This is a genomic window from Enterovibrio norvegicus (assembly GCF_002876705.1).
GTDB lineage: Bacteria > Pseudomonadota > Gammaproteobacteria > Enterobacterales > Vibrionaceae > Enterovibrio > Enterovibrio norvegicus_B.
In genome coordinates, this window is record NZ_MDAG01000015.1 from 1,149 (window position 1) to 20,197 (window position 19,049).

12 protein-coding genes are annotated in these 19,049 nt (G+C 47.5%); 1 reads left to right on the forward strand and 11 read right to left on the reverse strand.

What is annotated here, in order from left to right:
* The first annotated feature begins 123 nt into the window (after positions 1-123).
* Positions 124-411, forward strand: a complete 288-nt coding sequence (locus tag BCT27_RS10860) for an MliC family protein (RefSeq protein ID WP_102317390.1) — start codon at positions 124-126, stop codon at positions 409-411.
* 60 nt (positions 412-471) lie between these two features.
* Here BCT27_RS10860 and BCT27_RS10865 read toward each other — a convergent pair whose 3' ends face one another.
* From BCT27_RS10865 to BCT27_RS10920, 11 genes are all read right to left on the reverse strand, one after another.
* Positions 472-1,884 (reverse strand): phosphoglucomutase/phosphomannomutase family protein, encoded by a 1,413-nt coding sequence (locus tag BCT27_RS10865; RefSeq protein ID WP_102395811.1) that lies wholly within the window; start codon positions 1,882-1,884, stop codon positions 472-474.
* A 60-nt stretch (positions 1,885-1,944) separates the two neighbouring features.
* The gene (locus tag BCT27_RS10870; RefSeq protein WP_102395812.1) at positions 1,945-4,350 is read right to left on the reverse strand and encodes a glycoside hydrolase family 94 protein; all 2,406 of its coding nucleotides are present in this window, start codon (positions 4,348-4,350) and stop codon (positions 1,945-1,947) included.
* Between the two features lie 39 nt (positions 4,351-4,389).
* On the reverse strand, positions 4,390-6,306 hold the full coding sequence (locus tag BCT27_RS10875; RefSeq protein WP_102395813.1) for a beta-N-acetylhexosaminidase: 1,917 nt from the start codon (positions 6,304-6,306) through the stop codon (positions 4,390-4,392).
* 3 nt (positions 6,307-6,309) lie between these two features.
* Entirely contained in the window at positions 6,310-7,188 is an 879-nt protein-coding gene (locus BCT27_RS10880; RefSeq protein ID WP_102395814.1) for a glucosamine kinase nucleotide-binding domain-containing protein, read from the reverse strand.
* Positions 7,181-8,914, reverse strand: coding sequence for a glycoside hydrolase family 9 protein (locus BCT27_RS10885; RefSeq protein WP_102395815.1), 1,734 nt, complete (start codon positions 8,912-8,914; stop codon positions 7,181-7,183). Before BCT27_RS10885 ends, BCT27_RS10880 begins: the two co-directional genes overlap by 8 nt.
* A 32-nt stretch (positions 8,915-8,946) precedes the next feature.
* Complete coding sequence (locus BCT27_RS10890) at positions 8,947-9,936, reverse strand: ABC transporter ATP-binding protein (protein ID WP_102391811.1); 990 nt, start codon at positions 9,934-9,936, stop codon at positions 8,947-8,949.
* Positions 9,937-9,966: 30 nt separating this feature from the next.
* Positions 9,967-10,932: an ABC transporter ATP-binding protein gene (locus BCT27_RS10895; protein WP_102317397.1), complete on the reverse strand. Its 966-nt coding sequence runs from the start codon at positions 10,930-10,932 to the stop codon at positions 9,967-9,969.
* A complete protein-coding gene (locus BCT27_RS10900; RefSeq protein ID WP_102317398.1) occupies positions 10,932-11,960 on the reverse strand; it encodes an ABC transporter permease in 1,029 nt (342 codons plus the stop codon). The genes BCT27_RS10895 and BCT27_RS10900 overlap by 1 nt, the downstream gene beginning before the upstream one ends.
* A gap of 2 nt (positions 11,961-11,962) precedes the next feature.
* On the reverse strand, positions 11,963-12,949 hold the full coding sequence (locus BCT27_RS10905) for an ABC transporter permease (RefSeq protein ID WP_102317399.1): 987 nt from the start codon (positions 12,947-12,949) through the stop codon (positions 11,963-11,965).
* Positions 12,950-13,085: 136 nt separating this feature from the next.
* Entirely contained in the window at positions 13,086-14,765 is a 1,680-nt protein-coding gene (locus BCT27_RS10910) for an ABC transporter substrate-binding protein (protein WP_102317400.1), read from the reverse strand.
* Positions 14,766-15,627: 862 nt separating this feature from the next.
* Positions 15,628-19,005 (reverse strand): response regulator, encoded by a 3,378-nt coding sequence (locus tag BCT27_RS10920; protein WP_102317402.1) that lies wholly within the window; start codon positions 19,003-19,005, stop codon positions 15,628-15,630.
* Between the last annotated feature and the right edge of the window lie 44 nt (positions 19,006-19,049).

A 19,049-nucleotide genomic window follows, 5' to 3' on the forward strand; every position in this document is an offset into this window, starting at 1 on the left:
TCGCACTCTCGCACTCTCGTCTTTTTTGACTAAATAACTTTGCGCATTGTGACCAACCAAATAGCCATATAGTTATGAGCATGGAATCATATGGATGTCGCGGTTTAGTTAAAGGAGAGTGAGATGAAAAAAATAATGGGCCTTTGTTTAGTATCGACACTCGTGACGGCTTGTAGCTCGTCGTTGCCTCACCAATTCACGTGCGAAGATGGCTTTGGGTTCGATGCAATGGTGACATCAGACAATGCAGTCATTCGTATTAACGATGAACAAAGAGAAATACCAAGAATTCGAGCGGCGTCTGGTGCTCAGTATGAATCAGAAGATAAAGAAACAGGACTATATACCAAAGGCAAAGATGCCATGTTGGTGTGGGATGAATTGTCTTATCGTGAGTGCGTAATGCGTTAAAGCTCAGTCAAAAAAGGGTAGCGATGGCTACCCTTTAAAATCAACGAGTTGATAATTATTTTAAACTTTTAGGAAGGACTTAATCTGACTAACAAGTGCTTCTGCAGTTTCTTTGTCTTCCCATTCTACGAAAATACGCAGCAGTGGCTCAGTGCCTGAGAAGCGAGCTAATGCCCAGCCGCCATTTTTGAAGTACACCTTCAAGCCATCGGCATAGCTAACCTTTTCAACTTCGTAAGCAAACTCAGGCAACTCTTTATCTACATAGATACGATTGTAAAGGCTGTCGCGTTTAGATGCTTTGAATGTACAGTCGCCTTCTGCTGTATAGGCATAGCCGTATTTTCCGTAGATTTCATCAAGCATTTCAGACAGTTTCTTGCCTGTTACACTGATCATTTCGACCAGTAAGCTTGAAGCAAATACGCCATCTTTACCTTTGATGTGGCCACGGATCGTGAGACCGCCCGAGCTCTCACCGCCGATCAGAGAATCATCCGCTTCCATTTGCGAGCTGATGTGTTTGAAGCCAACAGGCACTTCAAAGCTTTTCTCATTGTGGTCAGCAGCCACTTTATCCAGAAGGTGAGTCGTTGCGATGTTGCGAACAACGGAGCCTTTTAAGCCCTTGTATTCCAACATGTAGTAATAGAGAAGCAGCAACACTTCGTTCGGATGAATGAAGTTACCTTTTTCATCAATGATACCAAGACGGTCAGCATCACCATCTGTACCGATACCGATGTCATAGCCCTCGTGAGCAACCATGTGCTTCAAACGGTAAAGGGTTGCAGCGTTTGGTGAAGGCATTACGCCACCAAACCCTGGGTTTTCACCATCGTTGATTACGTCAACGTCACAACGGCCTGAAATCAAAACAGTTTGCAGGGCATTTTTAGCCACACCAAACATTGGGTCAATCAGCACGCGAAGGTTAGCGGCTTTAATCGCCTCGATATCAATAAAATCAATGATCGAATCAACGAATTCGTTCATTGGGTTGATGATCTTAACCAGCCCTTTGGCTTGCGCGTCTTCGAAATCCATTGATTTCACGTCAGTGTCTTTCAGCTGACCGACTTGTTCTTCGATTTTTGCCGTAATGACTTCGTCTGCATCACGACCACCTTGAATGAACACTTTGATGCCGTTGTAGTCCGCAGGGTTGTGAGACGCTGTGATACACGCAGAGTAGTGTGTTTCCATCTGCTTTGCTTTGAACATGACGATTGGGGTTGGAACGTATTTATCGATGAAGCTGACAGTGATGCCATTTGCAGCAAGCACTTCTGCAAACCATGCAGCAGCTTTGTCAGAGAGAAAACGACGATCGTAACCAATCACGAACCCTGGATCACAAGCATTTTCGGTGATCATGATGTTCGCAAGAGATTGCGCCACGAGACGAACGTTGTCTTTGGTAAATTCTTCACCGATGAAGGCGCGCCATCCGCCTGTACCAAATTGAATCATGATAGAGCTCCTTTCTAAACAGGAATAAAAAAGGAGGGCAAAAGTGCCCTCCTTTTTTTGTTAGCCCATTACAACGTTAACAACGTTCACAGAGCCTTCAGCTTGTGCTGGGATAGCGCCGGTAACAACTTCACCGTTCAAAGTGATAGCTTTTACGCCTTTGCTTACGCCGTTCGGGTTTTCTACCTTGATTTGGTAAGTTGCACCGCGCCATTCGCGGTTTACTTCAAATCCAGGCCATTCTGTTGGAATACAAGGGTTAACGCTTAGGCCATCAAAGCCAACTTGTACGCCCAGAATGAAGTTGGTTACTGCGAAGTAAGCCCAACCTGATGTGCCTGTTAGCCAAGGGTGGTTTGCACGGCCATGGTTCTCGTGGTCACGACCCATGATGAACTGAACGTATGAGTAAGGTTCAGCAACACGCTTTTCAATCATGTCGTTTTGGTTGTACGGATTAAGTGCATCGTAGAACTTCATTGCACGGTCACCACGGCCCAGTTTCGCTTCCGCTACCCATGCCCATGGGTTTGGATGCGAGAAAATAGCGCCGTTTTCTTTCACGCCTTGGTAAACGCGGGTAACGAAGCCGATGTCATCGTTTGGCGTTGAGAAAGACGGTGAGTTTAGGTGCAAGCCGTATTCAGAGAACAAGTTCTCATCAACGGCATCCATGGCTTTTTCGCCACGGTCTTGCGATGCCATACCAGAAAGCACAGCCAACGTATTCGACTCTAAGTGAATACGGCCTTCAGTTTGTTGCGCGGTACCGATTTTGTCGCCGTCTTTAGTTAGACCACGGATGTACCAGCCACCTTCTTCGTCCCAAAGGTGTTTTTCACACGCTTCGCGTACGTTCGCTGCCATTTCAGTGTATTTCTGAACGTCAGCATCTTGGCCTTTGTGTTTCGCTAGAGTAATGAACTCTTGCAGCGCCCAGAAGTGAAGGAACGAAACCATTGCTGATTCACCACCGCCTAGGTTTAGACAGTCGTTCCAGTCTGCGCGTAGACCTTTACAGATACCGGTTTGACCCACGTATTCTGCAGAGAAATCTAGCGCCGCTTTCATGTGCTCATAAACAGTTGCGTTGCCGCCGTCTGCATATGGAATGGTTGCGTCTAGGAAGCTCTCTTCACCGGTCTCGGTGACGTATTTGATGATCGTTGGCACGATCCATAAGTGATCGTCAGAACAGGTGTCATCGATGCCGTGGATCTTATCTTCGTCGCTTGGTGTTGGTACAACTGTTGGCGACTTAGATGGTTTCACGTCAGCTTTAGCTGGATCGAACCAATCTGGATCGAACAGGTGCAAACCGTAGCCAGCTTTCACTTGGCCGCGTAGCAGATCAACAAGACGTTTACGGGTCATCTCAGGGTTTGAGTGAGGGACTGAAATCGCATCTTGCGCGGTGTCACGGTAACCAAGACCAGTACGACCGCCTACTTCGATGAACGATGCAAAGCGAGACCAAACCACACAGGTTTCTGCTTGGTACAATGTCCAAGCATTGATCATGGTGTCTAGGCCTTCGTTTGGCGATGATACGCGGAACTTGTTGCAACGCGTGTCCCAGTGCTCTTTGATGCCAGCAAATGCAGCGTCAACGTTAGCAAAATCTTGGTATTTCTTACGTAGACGTTGGCCTTCGCCTTTGCCTACACCCAGGATGTAAACGAAGCGAACTTCTTCACCTGGTTGGATGACGAATTGCTTATGCAGAGAACCACAATGGTTGTAACAGGTTTGTACGTGGTTAGAACAACGGCCTTTTTCAACGGCAATTGGGTTTGCTTCATCACGGTACATGCCTAGGAAGCTGTCGCGCTGACCGTCGTAGCTGTCAGGGTCGAAGCTTGCTGCCATGTAGTAGAAGCCATCGTAATCATTGGTGTTGTAATACAGGTTGTATTCAATCACGCCATCTTCATAAGATGTGCCTGCAGAGTACAAGCTCATCTGATGGTTTTGGTTGTCAGATTGGATGTGGCTGAATGAGAACTCAACGAAAGAGAATGCACTGATCGTACGTGGCTTGTCGCCGTCGTTTTTGATCGTGATATCCCAAAGCTGTGCATCTTCACCTTTTGGTACAAACAAGGTTTTTGATGCAGTGATGCCTTTGTATTCACACTTGAATTTTGAGTACGACAGGCCGTGACGAACTTCGTATGAAGCTTCTTCAAGGCTCTTTGCTACTGGTTGCCAAGAGATCGACCAGTAATCTGCAGTTTCGTCATCACGCAGGTAAACAAAGTGTCCAGGGCGGTCAAACGTTCCGTTTGGACGGAATTTAGTGACACGGTTGTGCTCAGGACTTTGATAAAACGAATAACCACCCGCATTGTGAGAAATCACGGTACAGAATTTCTCTGTACCCAGATAGTTGGTCCATGGCGCCGGTACGTCAGGACGGGTAATGACATATTCCCGGTTATCGTTATCAAAGAAGCCGTAATTCATGGCGTATTTCCTTCTACAAAATCAAAAAAATTGAAGTTATTACCGACGATAGTTAATACCTAGGCGATCCAGGTACTGTAGTTGTCCGCTAAGACGGGCTTGGAAGTCTGCCCAGTCTCGCTGTTCCTTGGCGCTCCAACACACTTCTGCAATCGCCAAAAGGCGAGGGAAGATCATGTATTCAAAGCGGCTTTGGGTATTGATCATTTCGCACCAAAGTGCGCACTGGATACCTTTCACCTTCTCAAAATCATTTTGAGTGGCGTCTGAGTGGGAAAAAGGCTCGTAGTGGTATGCTTTTTCAAGCGGTATCTTTGCAGCCCAATCTGTTCCCGGCTCATCAGCCGAGAAATCTTGTGCCATATCGAGATAAGTTTCTTGGCCAGGTTGCAACACAATGTCATAGCCATTGCGAATACAATCCAAGCCAGATTGTTCACTGACCCATGTGAAGACAAGGGTGTTTTTGCTGACTTTGTCGCCAAACACCACTTCTTCCCACCCCAGCATTTTTCTGCCTTTTGCTTCGAGATGTTTTTCAACATGACGTAACAAGTGACCTTGCAAATCTTTGCTGTCTGCATAGCCTTTTTCTTTCATCAAGGCTTGGCATGACGGGCTTTCAGTCCATACATTTTCAGGTACTTCATCGGCACCCACATGAATGAAATGACTTGGAAACAATTCACACACTTCATCAAACACGGTTTCTAAGAAGGTGTAAGTGCCTTCAATACCCGGATTTAAAATGTTGTCAGTGAAGTTCTGAATGCTGCGGTAGACCGACGTATCAGCCTCTTCTACTAACAAATGCGGCAGTGATTTGATGGCTGCGCGGCAGTGCCCAGGAATGTCGATCTCTGGGACGACTGTGATGCCACGTAAAGCGGCATACGCGATCACATCGCGAATTTCATCTTTGGTGTAGAAGCCACCGTGGATCTTTGACAATGATGTGTACTGCGGTTCGATGGTTTCGAACGGCCCACGCCACGCGCCAATTTCAGTGAGCTCTGGGTAAGCATCAATCTGAATGCGCCAGCCTTCGTCATCGGTCAAGTGCCAATGAAAATGATTGAATTTCAAGCGTGCGAGTTGGTTGATCAGGTCCTTCACACGGCGAAGCGGGTGGAAGTGACGCGCACAGTCCAACATCATGCCGCGGTAGCCGAAGCGAGGGTGATCTTCAATCTCAACACAAGGGATCGCGAACCCAGCGTAATGGCGATGAGAGGCGTTAACTGGCAGCAGTTGAAGTAAGCTAGCTACGCCATAACTAAAGCCATTTTTGTCTGATGCGGTAATGACTATCGCATTCAAGGACACGCTCAATCGGTATTTCGACGGTGCTAATGATGCGTCTTTCTTAAGTCGAATCTGGCCTTCTTGTTTGACTGAAATATCACGACGCAAATGGTCTGACAGTTCTTCTGAAAGCCAAAGTGCCGCTGATTTTGCGTCTTCATCATCACTCGCAATCGCGCAATCGTCAGCGATTGCAAAGTGGCCGGATTTAACCACCATGGCTTTTGGCTGTGGAATGAGATTGATGTCTTTCGGCTCAGGAAGCGATAGCGGCTCACGTTCAGGAGATTGCGCACCAAGGTTGATCGTGGTCGTTTCGACTGGAATAGCTTGTACACCTGTTGAGGTAGTAACAAGCAAACAAGCGTCAGCGATACCTTCGTCATGAAGAGAGAAAGGCTTAGTTCTGTGGCTAAATTCTACATACAGGTGATCATTGGCATTGAGTGGCTGTCCGCTTTCAAACGTACACAGACTGCCTACTTGCTTTAATGTGCCATGCGAAACACTCGTAGGAAGAACAAAGCGACTAACGCTAAACGTTAGCTGCCAGTGTTCAATGTTTGTTTCTGAGAGATTGTGCAGTACCAGCGCAAAGCGACTTTCATTTTGCTGGACGTCAATCACGTTGAGGTCTAAACGAAAATTCATGGCTTATCTCGAAAGCGGGTAGAGGTTGTGGTTACCGTGTGCCATTAATAGGGCACCGGCCATGGCATCCGCCTTGGGTTCAACCAGCAAGCTCTGAGCAGCAGGTGACAACCACGCGACAATGCGTTCACCAATGCTGCCCATTAATGCGATTTGTGAAGCACCTTTACGGGCCAATCCCAGTATGATGCGTTCTACGTCGTCGGCTGAGCCTTGCAGTAACTCCATAGCGAGCGCATCTCGTTGCATGGCCAATTCGAAAATCTTCGGACTGAATTGGCCGTAATCACGAGGTTTTGCTGTTTTTGACCAAGTAACAATCTCGTCTAGGTCATTGTTAAAGTGTGCAAGAACATAATCCGACAGAGCTGATGAAGGACGTAAGTCATCATGAGCCAGTAAGGTTTGTTGGATCAGGCGAAGGCCCATCACAGCGCCGCCACCCTGATCTGAAATCGGGAACTCTCGACCACCAATAACTACTTGCTGGCCGTTTTGAAGTGCAATGCCGACTGAGCCAGTACCAGCAATCACAATGGCACCGTTCTCACCCTTAAATGCACCCATGCAAGCGCCGTAACCATCGGTATTCAGCGTCATGTGTTGATAAGGGCGTGGCTGGGCCATAAACGCCAGCCAAGCTGATTTTTGTTCAGCGCCAGCCAGTGCTAGGCCAACAGAGATGCAAGAAAGATCAGAAATACCTGCTTGCTCTGCGGCCTGAGTGACTGCGGATTGGATGGAAGACATCGCCAGCTCTACGCCCAATAAAATGTTGGCGGAGCCAGTTTTTGCTTCGCCGACAACCGTCCCTTTGTCATCCACAATACGGGCACGACATGACGTGCCGCCGCCATCCACACCACAAAAGAAATTAGCCATGAGAAAGCGCCTTATCGTGAGATGTGACGTTTTTCATCGCTTGTTTTTGTGCTGCCAGCGCCAGCAAGTACCAACCAGCATGTGGGATCCATTGTTCGCCCCAGCGCCAGTTCTGTAGCATGTCATCTTTGTGAATATCAGGGTTGAAGGCGATGTCATTCGGGTTATCAAACCCTGCGGTAATACCGTTGCAAACACCGCCTTTGGCGTTGATAAAGCCGAGTTCAGGAAGGTAATCAGGGTTGTTTCTTCCGTGCCCATCGAGCATGCACATGTCATAAGGGTTGAGACCCAAAATCCAGTTCAGAGCATTTTGTCCATATGTGTTCAGACGATGTTTTAAAGATTCATCGTCAACAAACGAGATTGCCATAAATGCCATGGTTGCGAGAGAGCCCAAACGTGCGTTCTCACCCTGCCACCAATAGCCAGTTTCGTTTTGCTGAGCGACAAAAAAGCTAGTGCGCTTTGCCCCCTCAACATTTTTCACATACTGCCTTGGATAACCGAACGGATTATTGACTTGATGCGTTATAAGTAGCTCAAAATTCAATGCGTTGACGAAAGTTTGAAGTGCCGCACTTTTTAGTGTTGCATCCGTTTCAATCGTCAAATACTGCATCAATGTGATAGCAGGAAGACCAGCTTCTGCAGCGTGATAGTAAGGGCGAGAGCCGTCACTGTTCGCTGACCAGAAGTGTGCGATATTTTCGTCGCTTTTTTGCTGCTCGATCAAACGAGCTGCCCAATAACGCGATTCATCAAGGTAAGTCGCGTCTTGAGTTAATTGGTAAAGTTCTACAGTGGCAAGCAAAGCACAGTAAAAATCGATGGTGTTTTCACAGCCATCATCTAAATAGGCGTTATTGTTTTCTTTTAAATGCCAATAGCCGCGTTCTGCGGTGTCTTTATAGGTTTCAACGGAAAAATCTGCCCCTTCACCGAGCCTTGCCGCTTTTGCTAAAGCCGCAATCGCAACACCAGCACCTTGGCGGAATCCCGCTTGGTAGGCATCAGTTTTGTTGCCTTTTTGGGTTTCGTAAGCACAGATCTCACGTTGAGTTGTGTCCTTGCTCCACTTATCAAACACTGTGGTGTAGAAGTACCCATTGTCACTTTGCATGCGGACTAAGAAGTCAGCACCAAACAGGGCTTCATCGTGCAGACGTATTTGGGTAAAGCGAGGTGCATCGTTGGAAAGTGTTTCTAATGCATGAAGCATATTCCAGACGATCATTGGAATTTGTTGAGGGTTTAAATAGTTACCGTAGGAAAGGTGACTGAAATACTTACTGACATCGCCAGAAGCATCATACCACCCACCGCGAACGTCAACTGTTTGGTCAGAACCAAGCAGTGGAACGGCGCGATCATATTGATCAAACTTGCCTGTACAACGCTGAGATTTAAAGTAGTGGATCACATCAGAAAACGTGCGATCAAAAAGAATACCGTCTGCAATAGAAAAAGCAGGAGAGGTCGTCTCTCCTACTTTTACGCAGAACTCTCCGCACTGCTCGAGTGCGGAGAAGTCGATGCTATAAACATCACCAGTATGCCATTGGTCTACTGGACCACAAGCACAGACAGGCAGCTGCATCACGGATTGACCGGTACGGCAATCCACAATATCGGCAAGCTCAGCAGTTACGGCATGCTTAGCAAGAATGAGCGCACTTTTACTGCCTAAACGCTCATAGCCGATATGGTTGGTCAACAGCTGCATTGTTCCTCCTAAATAGTCTGTTCGAAAAACAATTATTCGAACAAGTAACAGCGTACGAAGTGGTTGTCTGAGAGCTTGGTTACACCCGGCAATTGCTCGCGGCACTTGTCAGTAGCATGCAGACAGCGACCCGCAAATGGACAACCGCGAGTATCTGGTGTCCAAAGAGGGATTTCGCCTTTGTTACCTTCAAGTTTCTGGTGAATAGACTTAGAAGGATCAGGCACCGCAGAAACAAGCAGCTTGGTGTACGGGTGTTGAGGGTGGTGGATGATTTCTTCACAATCGCCCCACTCAACCATGTGACCTACGTACATAACCGCTAAGTCTTCAGCGATGTAGCGTGCAGTTGCGATATCGTGCGTGATGTATAGCAGTGCCATTTCACGCTCGAATTTCATTTCTTCCATCAGGTTCAAAACACCTGCACGGATAGAAACGTCAAGCATTGACGTTGGTTCGTCAGCCAGCACGACTTCAGCACCTACCGCCAAGTTACGCGCCAAGTTGACACGTTGGCGTTGACCACCAGAAAGCTGGTGCGGGTATTTCGCAGCCGTTTCTTTTGGTGGTGTTAGGCCTACTTGATTAAGCAGTTCATAGACACGCTCTTCCAATTCCTTTGCATTGCTGCCAACTTTGTTGTGAATTTTCAAAGGACGCGCTATGTGGTGGAAAATAGTGTGTGTTGGGTTCAAAGAGCCAAACGGGTCTTGCCATACCATTTGAATGCCCTGACGGTATAGCATCAGGTCATTTTTGCTGGTGATGGTTTCGATGTCGCGGCCTTTGTACTCAATCGTACCGGCAGTTGCTGCATACATCTTGGCGATGATTTTCGCCGTTGTAGATTTACCTGAACCAGATTCACCTACAACTGACAAGCCACGGCTTTTATAAAGCTTGAATGACACATCATTCAAGGCACGCATTTTAGGTTTGTTCAGCGCGTTGCTGTTAATCTGGAAATCTTTAACCAGATTTTTCCCTTCAATGATCGGGTTACCTAATTCTTTAGTCATGTTCACTCCTACAAGTCGCTAAACGCCAGATCACTTATTCGTGAACAAGTGGCAGTTGGTGAAACGGTTAGATTCGACCTGAGTCAGGGTGTTTGCGACGTTGAAACAGCTGTCTTTGGCCTTTCCACAACGAGCCTGGAAACGGCAGCCTTGTGGGATTTCAAGCAAGTTCAATGGGTTGCCTGGAATACCGGTAAGACGCGTTTTTGGTCCCGTCAGCGGAGGGAAGGAGCTAGCAAGCCCTTCGGTGTAAGGGTGATACGGGTTCTTTAGGATTTCTTTAGCAGGTGCTACCTCAATCAACTGACCCGCATACATGATGCCGATACGGTCAGTGAACTCGACCATCAAAGAAAGGTCGTGCGTAATGAACAAGATAGAGAAACCAAACTCTTCTTTAAGCGCATGGATCTTTTGAAGGATTTCACGTTGAACAACCACGTCGAGTGCAGTAGTTGGCTCATCCATGATGATCATTTTCGGATTCAATGCTAGGGCGATAGCGATAACCAAACGCTGACGCATGCCACCTGAGAACTGGTGTGGGAAGTCGCGAAGACGGCTAGCATGGATATCAACGATCTCCAGTAGGCCTTCTGCGCGGCGAACCGCTTGTTCACGCGTCATGTTGGTGTGACGCATAATCACGTCACAGAATTGCTCTTCCATGGTCAATACAGGGTTCAGTGCGTTCATCGCAGACTGGAACACCATTGACACTTCTTTCCAGCGGAAACGGCTCATGCGTTCGTCGCTGTACTTCATGATGTCTTCGCCGTTGAACAACACTTCGCCGCCACTGATGAATGCAGGTGGCTTATGAAGACGCATCAAGGACATTGCAACGGTTGATTTACCACAGCCAGATTCACCAGCTAGACCAAATACTTCGCCTTTACCAATGTCGAAACTGACGTTGTTTACCGCGCGGACATCGCCCGCGTCGGTAATATAGTCAACACATAGGTTGCGGATTGATAGTTGTGGATCAGTCATTATTTTTCTCCGCTCAGTACTGCATTTTGAGGAGCAAGTTCAGCCTGGCTACGTGATTTTTGCTCGTCTTCTTGCATTTTCTTCCAGCGTTTCATGCCTTTTTGAGCACGAAGCTGCGGGTTAGCAATTTCATCGACCGCGAAGTTAAGCATTGCAAGACCAGTCGCAACCAGAGTCAGTGCGATACATGGAGCCAACAGCTCCCACCAAGCGCCGATAATCATAGAAGAAGACGTTTGTACGTTGTAAAGCATGACGCCCCAGCTCACGGTATTCGGGTCGCCCATGCCTAGGAAGGAGATAACCGCTTCCGTCATGATGGCCAGCATGACCGAGCCGATGAAGCTCGCGCCGACGATTGAGATAAGGTTTGGAAGAATCTCAACGAAGATGATGCGCCACGTTGATTCGCCTAATACCTCTGCGGCTTTAACAAATTCTTTTTCGCGGATTGATAAGGTTTGTGCTCGCACAACCCTCGCACCCCACGCCCAGGAGGTGAGGCCGATAACCAAGGTGATGGTGAGAGGGCCCGACTGACCAATAAAGGCGGCGATAACGAAGAGCAATGGATATTGAGGCAGAACCAACATGATGTTCATGGCTGCCGACAACACATCATCCACTCGACCACCGAAGTAACCTGCGGAAACACCAATTGCTGTTGCTAGGAAACACACAAGAAGACCAGCACCAAAGCCAACAGCTAGCGAAACGCGCGCGCCGTATACAACTTGAGACCAGATATCACGACCCATGCGAGAGGTGCCGAGTACGTGTTCAGCTTTCTTGGAAAGAAGAAGCGTACGACGGTTATCTGCAAGGTTTTCCGCGATCCAGCCATCAGGGCTTGATTGTGCCGCTTTTACAATAAACGCAGGGTATTCGTGTGGGCCGCCAGTCTTCTTATCAGGCGCATAGCTTGTGATAAGAGGAGCAAAGATGGCACCTAAGATGAATACCGAAAGAATAACCACACCAAACAGTGCCTTAGGGTTACCTTTTAGAAGAGTAATAAGACCTTTCATGATTATTTGCCTCCCTTACGCAGACGTGGGTCGAGAGCAACGATGAGCAAGTCAGCTAGGAAGTTAAAGAACAGCATGAACAAGGTCATGATCAGAAGCTGGCCCTGAAGAACTTGATAGTCACGGCTGTTGATTGCGTTAAGCAAAACAGTACCAAGACCTGGGTAGTTGAAGATGATTTCGACAATCATCTGGCCACCGATTGCCATACCTAGCGCCATTGAAAGTGCGGTAACACTTGGCAATAGTGCGTTTCGAGCGGCGTAGTTAAAGACAACGCGATTGTCAGACAACCCCTTACCTTTAGCCATGGTGATGTAATCTTCATTAAGAAGGTTAATCATGTTGTTACGCATGGCGATGAGGAAGCCACCAATCTGAATAATGGTTGCACAGAAAAGTGGAAGAACAGCGTGGTAAGCAATGTCTTTATAGAACGCGAGGCTTGTCCAGTCAGCCATCGTACCCGGTGTATAGGCGTAACTGGTTGGGAACCATTTTAAGCCGATAGCAAAGGTATAAAGCACAATCATGGCTGTTACGACAGGCGGTACCGCCTGAACAACAAGCATGGCTGGAGAAATGAATGCGTCGTATCGGCTACCGCGTTTCCAAGCAGCGAAGATGCCCAGTACAGAACCAATACAGAAAGAAAGAATAACAGCAGTACCTGCTAGGAACAGAGACCAGCCCACTGCGTTGCCAAGCATGGCATTTACAGTTTGCGGGTAAGTCTGGATAGAGATACCCAGGTTCCAGCTCAGGATACTTTTAATGTACGTGAAGTATTGCTCGTAGAGAGGACCATCAACAAAGCCAAGTAGCTTGGTCATTGCCGCGATACGCTCTGGCGTAACCTGTACGGTTGCGTTAGCAAACATCATGGTGACTGGGTCACCAGGCATCGCCCGAGGAAGAATAAAGTTGATCGTGGCAGCCACGAGAAAAGCAATAAAATAGAACGTCAGACGTCGTAGGAAATAACCCATCACTCACACCTTTCCAAACCAGTAGCGTCCTGCTACCGAATTTAGGACAAACCCTTCCCCTGACAGAATCTGCCATAAATATAAAAGGAGGGGGGAAAGGCGGTGCGCAGGGCGCGCACCGCAAACTACGTAGAACTTATGACTTAGGTTTCAGGTCCAGAACTTGAAGAACACGCTCTTGAACACCAGCCCAAATCATTGGACGGCCTTTAGCGTTGTTCTCGTTCCACCAACCGTCGAAGCGGGTAGTGTTGTACTGGAAGTTGAACGCACCAGACATTACAGGAACAGTGATTTGGTTTTCAGCGATGATTTGCTGAATACCGTGAGCAATTTTCAACTGCTCATCACGGTCTGAAGTTTTGTAGAAGCTGTTTAGTAGCTTATCCAATTCTGCATTTTTGTAATGGTGCATCGCGAAGCGTGGTAGACCTTCACCGTCTTGGAACGCTGAGTTGAAGCCGTCATTCCAGTAAACGTGTGGATCTGGACCGTGGAAGAAGTTGGTGTAAGCAACGTCATAAGTCGCGTTAGCCATCGCTGAGTTATACACAGGGAAGTCTGGAGTACGCGCTACTGCGTCGATGCCAACATCATTCAATTGTTCAACAGACAGTTGAACTGTGTTGTTGAAGTCAGTCCAGCCGTTAGGCGATTGAATTTCAAGCTTCAGTTCTTTACCTGATGGGGTTTCTACGAAACCGTCACCATTGATGTCTTTGTAGCCAGCTTTCTTAAGCAATGCTTTCGCGCCAGCAGCATCGAAGGTATTGAAACCTTTGTACTTGTTGTAAGTGCCTTTATCAGCCCATGACTCGAATGCATCACCTAGACCAGACGCATAGTCGTTTGGTTTACCATTGCCGTAGAAAGCGATGTCGATGATGGTTTGACGGTCAAGAGCCATAGAGAATGCACGACGGAAATCAACATCGTTGATTGCTTCGTTGTTACCTTCTTTAGGCGACTTGTAGTTCAGTAGGAAAGACTGGGTGCCCGCAGCTGGGTACCAGTATTTGTGGTTTGGATTCGCTGCAGCATAAGTGCTATCGATATCTGGGATGAATGAAGAAGTCCAATCAAGCTCAGAGTTGATAACTTTAGCTAGCAGTTGGTCGTTACCTGCGATCTGTGGAACGCGTAGACAGTCAACTTCCAGGTTGTCGTTGTCCCAGTAGTTAGGGTTACGACACTGAACATACAAAGAAGAGGTGAAGGTGTCGATCTCAGTGAACGCACCAGAACCTACTGGGTTTTCGTTAGCGAAAGACTCAGGGTTCTTCACTTTGCTCCAAACGTGCTCAGGAACGATAGGTGCCTTAACAATTTCGAATGGTGCGTTAGAAGAAGCTTGAGTTAGAGAGAAGATAGCTTTGTTGCCATCAACTTTAACTTCTTTAACCCATTTGTTTAGACCAGTACGGTCAAGCTCTGGCTTCGCTTGAAGTAGCTCAACTGTGTAAGCCACGTCTTTCGCAGTGAAAGCTTTACCGTCAGACCATTTAGCGCCGTCACGGATGACAAAAGTCACTTCCATTAGGTCGTCAGACATGTAGTAGTCTTGTGCCAAACGCATTACTGGGCTGTTACCTTGCATCTGGTTAAAGATTACCAGCGGCTCGTAAACAAACTCAGTCGTTGTGTTTAGTGCAGACTCTAGGAAAGGGTTAAAGTTTTGAACTAATGTAGGGTAGAACTGAGGTACCACTGTTAGCTGGCTTTTTTCAGCTGCTAAAACAGTTGGTGCTGCCAGTGCAGACGCTGCGGCCGCAACGACGGCTACTGCTAGTTTTGTTTTCTTAAGATTGGCAAGCATAGCTGTTCCTTACTAGTTGCTTTGTTCCACTTGGTTCTGACCGTAATCATTGTGGTCAGGCCCGACCCCGCTATGAACAACCAGGCAAGTGATCTTGGTTATCCAAATGGCCGTGCAGGCTCAGTGCCACTTAAGGAAACTCCTGTTCTGATTTTGGGTCAATTGAGTTTCCCGTTAAAAACGTCAAAACCACGTAAGACCCTGTCAAAAACGTTAAAACCTACATTTTTAGTGCAAAACACAGACGGTTGATTTAGGTCAATTTTCGTACTTTTTGATAAGTTTTAGATATGAAAAGTTAGTGTGTACTATCATTTAAATCCCCGTTTTAAATGGAGGGGTTGGATTTTTGCAGGCTATGTTGATCAGGATCTCCATTTGTTCATCGCGTTAATTTTTTGCTGAAAATTTCGCACTCTGGTTTGTTGTGAGTCTCTTCTCATAAACGGAATTAAACTCACGTAGAAGTCAGGGTTGTGTGATTTATCGCCGATTTTACGGCGGTAAAATCACGATATACCCAACCAATACCTTCGTTTTCAAACACGTCTTTTACGGCGAAAAATAAGTTCTTCCTCCTGTTTCTCTTATTGGGGTCGGTCTTATTTAAACTTGGCGTCACGGTGAGTCGTTTGCGGGTTTTAGGGGCATGTTTGGGCATTGTCTGAGGTTTGTATTTCGCGTCAGTATCAATCGGGTCTGGAAGGCTTACAGCGTGAAATTGGGTATCTCAGGTGTTTCTAGCCCAAGCCGAGAAGAATTAAATCGGCATGTATGACTTAGGGGGAATAGATAAAAATAAAGCCCCTGAAGGGGCTTTATATGGCGTTGGTGCGTGGTAATGCCGGAGGATAAAACGCGCCTAACGTGTGATAAGCGATTGCAGCTTATCTCGTAGCATTGCAAGTTCGCCGCGCTCTGTTGTTTCGCTCTCGCAGCGTTCTAAGACGTAGTCAATCGTGTTGATGACGGTGCGCCAACGCGGGGATTTTGGCACGGTTTCAACGTGAAGATACTTATCTAAGGTCCGTGTTTGCAGTGTGCTTCTGTCAAGGTAAACACGCCACAAGCCGCTTTCTTCTGCTAAATCAAACTTGGTTTTTCCGGTTGAATTGCTCCAATAATTCAATGTGACCAGCATGACTTTCACCAACGTTTCTCGCAGTACATCAGCCTTATCCGGTTTGTCGCTGGAGAATTTGTCGGCCATGCGGGTGAACTCTCCGCCTAATTCGCGTAGTTCTTGAAGCTTGCCTTGGTCACCGTCAAACGCGTAGTCAGAGAGTGCTTCAACAGCGCTTTCGAGCAACTGAACGCGCTGCGACGAGGCTTTTAATCCTGTATTTAAAATCAACATCATCTGCATACCTGATGATTCAGGCAGGGTCAGCACATCACTGTCTATGGTGACAATGTCGTTATCTACCTTAAAGCGGAGCTGCCCACTGAAATGTCCGCGGATCATTTCTGGTTCTGGCAACGCCATCGCCAAGAAGTCATTCAGCTGGTGGCGTTCGATTTGTTCCGCACTTAGGTGGAATACTTTGCTGCACGCGTCATTGGCGTAGCTGATTTTGCCGTTGTCTTGCACACACAAAATGCCTTCTGATGCAGAGTCCAGCATGCCAAGAAGGCGGTTTTGTACTTCGCGCAATCCAGCTTCAACTTGCTCGCGGAAGTGGATTTCATTTTGCAGTAAACGATTCTGCTCACGCTCTTGTTCCGTCAAAGAAGCATTAACGTAGGCTCGGATACGTGCACTTAACTCATCTTTGTTGAATGGCTTCGTCAGGTAATCGTTCGCGCCCGCATCAAAGCCTTTCACCTTATCCTGCACCTGACTCAGTGCGGAAAGCATAATGATCGGGAGCTCTGTTCTACTGTGCCTTTCACGTAAGTGATAACACACCTCGTAGCCACTCAGTTCAGGCATCATCACATCAAGCAACATCAGTGCAGGCACTTCTTGAGTGACTGATTCAATCGCTTGTCGGCCATTTTCGACGGTTTTAACGCGGTAACCTTCTAGGCGTAGAAAGTTGTTGAGAACCTGAAGATTAACCGGCTCGTCATCGACGACGAGAATGAGCGGACCATCAGGGTTATCTGGCAGTTGTGCACATTCAGGTAAATCGGAATCCATTTTAGGCGCGGCAAAGTGTGTATTGTTCGCCAAGCGCGTCTTGGCTTTGTCTTCTTCTGTCGCGAGCGGCAAGGTGAAGCTGAACGTTGCGCCAACCATAGGTTGGCTGCTGACATACAGTTGCCCTTCCATGATATCGATAAGCTGTCGACTGATGGATAAACCAAGACCTGCGCCCTGTCGATAGACAGAAGTGCCTGATTTTGCCTGTGTGAGTGGCTCAAAGATGTATTCCAGCTGATCGGATGGAATGCCTTGTCCTGTGTCGACTACTTGGATACGCAGTTGGCTATCAAGTACTGTCGCTGAGATGATGATCTTGCCTTCATCCGTGTATTTGATGGCATTGCCGAGCAGGTTATATAGCACTTGCTCAAGTCGTTGTTCGTCTGCTTTTACTAACGGCAGATCGATCGGCACTTGATTGATAATCCGAACCGGTTTTCCACCTAATAAATGGCTTGATAACTCGATCACGAGGCGGACAGCGTTGGCTGTATCAACAGCTTGCGGACTGATTTCTAAATCGCCATAACGCATTTTGTGGTAGTCGAGTAAATCGTCCACCAGGTTTGATAAGCGCTGACCGCTGTTAATGATCATCTGTAGCTGATGCTTTTGCCTTTCAGGGAGCGGCCCTTCAGCACCTGCAAGCATGGACTCTGCAATGCCAACCATGCCATGCAAAGGCGTTCTCAGCTCATGTGACGTGGTCGCGAGGAAATCATCCTTCATGCGGTCTGCTTGCTGGAGCTCATCATTCTTGTGGCGAATGAGCTGAATGTTCTGTTCTAGTTCTTTGTTCTGTTCACGGATTAACGCGAGCTTATCCCTAACAGAGCGCTGCATACGTGCGAAACTCACCGCGAGGCGGCCAATCTCATCTTCTCTGTCTGTGCTCGTGATTTTCTGATCTAAGTCCCCTGCAGAGACTTGTTCTGCGGCCCATGTAAGCCTAAGAAGTGGTGCGGTAATCGAGTTTGAAAGTAGGTGCGAAGCGACTACTACAAGGAAAATAGCCCCCACCATCACAACGATGAAGATTTTCTCCAACTGATAAATACGAGAGAAGGCTTCTTCTTCTGGGAGCTCAAGAATAAGTGCCCACTCTTCATCAAACACGCCGACCGGAGAGTATGCGCCAAGTACCTTTTCATCGGTTGAGCTTAAAAAACTGCCCACATCACGCGTACCCGAGAGCGCGGCATCAATGGCGCTGCTCGACGCTGTCGCAAGCGGCGTTTCACTTAGTATGTTGCGAGGTAGCATGTCGCGACCCACGACAAGGGTCGAAATGTAGCTGGTTTCGGCAGGCGTTTTATTTAGCATGTTGGCAAGTGCTGTGTTTGGCAGCTTAAACAACACGTAGCTATGAAGGTAGCCTTGCTGAGTGATGGGTGCTGCAAACCATGCGATCATTTCGCCGTTTGGTGATTGTTTAAAATCACTGAAAATGATCGGGGTGCTGTCAGTATCAACCAACGGTGCTTTGACTTGTCGTTTGATCTTGGAGAAAGATTGTCCCTCCGCGGTATTCACCCATTCTGGCGACAACAAATTTGCCCCAAAGACGTTGTCTTTTAGGTTTGAGTAAACGACATTTCCGTCAATGTCGACAAGCAAGATGTCAGTGAAGTCTGAACGTTTTAGGTGTTCGGTAAATGCCCAGTGGTAGCGTTTATGTAGTAATCGATAACGCTCACTACCAATAAAATTGGTGTCATTAATGGTGCTTTGCTGCGGATTGTCAGGATTTTCGGTGTACCTCAAGCGTGCAGCTTCGCGCGCGAGCGCTTGTGTTTTACCAAGCTGATGGAATGCGGCGACTAACCCATAGAAACGCCCACCACTGGCCGTGGCAAGTTCTGAGCGCGCAAAAGATTTCACTTCTGAATGACGAGCATCGAAGAAGCTAATGATTTGCTCTTGCTTGTTGTCGCGTAGGAATGCGAGGTGTGTGGTGCTTTGCGTTTCTAAGTCGCTGCTATGTGACTCAAGAAAAAAGATAGCCAGCAGGGTGAGAGGCGTAATACTCAGCACCAGAAAAGCTAACATCAGCTTGTGCTGAAGTCGCTTGAACTTCTGTTTTTTTTGCATGTCTCTGCCTGAAAATAAGAAATCAAAAGGCAAGTCCACTAACC

Coding starts and splice junctions, on each gene's coding strand:
- BCT27_RS10895 (WP_102317397.1), bottom strand. CDS start 10,932: ATGACTGATCCACAACTATCAATCCGCAACCTATGTGTTGACTATATT.
- BCT27_RS10905 (WP_102317399.1), bottom strand. CDS start 12,949: ATGGGTTATTTCCTACGACGTCTGACGTTCTATTTTATTGCTTTTCTC.
- BCT27_RS10865 (WP_102395811.1), bottom strand. CDS start 1,884: ATGATTCAATTTGGTACAGGCGGATGGCGCGCCTTCATCGGTGAAGAA.
- BCT27_RS10910 (WP_102317400.1), bottom strand. CDS start 14,765: ATGCTTGCCAATCTTAAGAAAACAAAACTAGCAGTAGCCGTCGTTGCG.
- BCT27_RS10875 (WP_102395813.1), bottom strand. CDS start 6,306: ATGAATTTTCGTTTAGACCTCAACGTGATTGACGTCCAGCAAAATGAA.
- BCT27_RS10885 (WP_102395815.1), bottom strand. CDS start 8,914: ATGCAGCTGTTGACCAACCATATCGGCTATGAGCGTTTAGGCAGTAAA.
- BCT27_RS10870 (WP_102395812.1), bottom strand. CDS start 4,350: ATGAATTACGGCTTCTTTGATAACGATAACCGGGAATATGTCATTACC.
- BCT27_RS10900 (WP_102317398.1), bottom strand. CDS start 11,960: ATGAAAGGTCTTATTACTCTTCTAAAAGGTAACCCTAAGGCACTGTTT.
- BCT27_RS10920 (WP_102317402.1), bottom strand. CDS start 19,005: ATGCAAAAAAAACAGAAGTTCAAGCGACTTCAGCACAAGCTGATGTTA.
- BCT27_RS10880 (WP_102395814.1), bottom strand. CDS start 7,188: ATGGCTAATTTCTTTTGTGGTGTGGATGGCGGCGGCACGTCATGTCGT.
- BCT27_RS10860 (WP_102317390.1), top strand. CDS start 124: ATGAAAAAAATAATGGGCCTTTGTTTAGTATCGACACTCGTGACGGCT.
- BCT27_RS10890 (WP_102391811.1), bottom strand. CDS start 9,936: ATGACTAAAGAATTAGGTAACCCGATCATTGAAGGGAAAAATCTGGTT.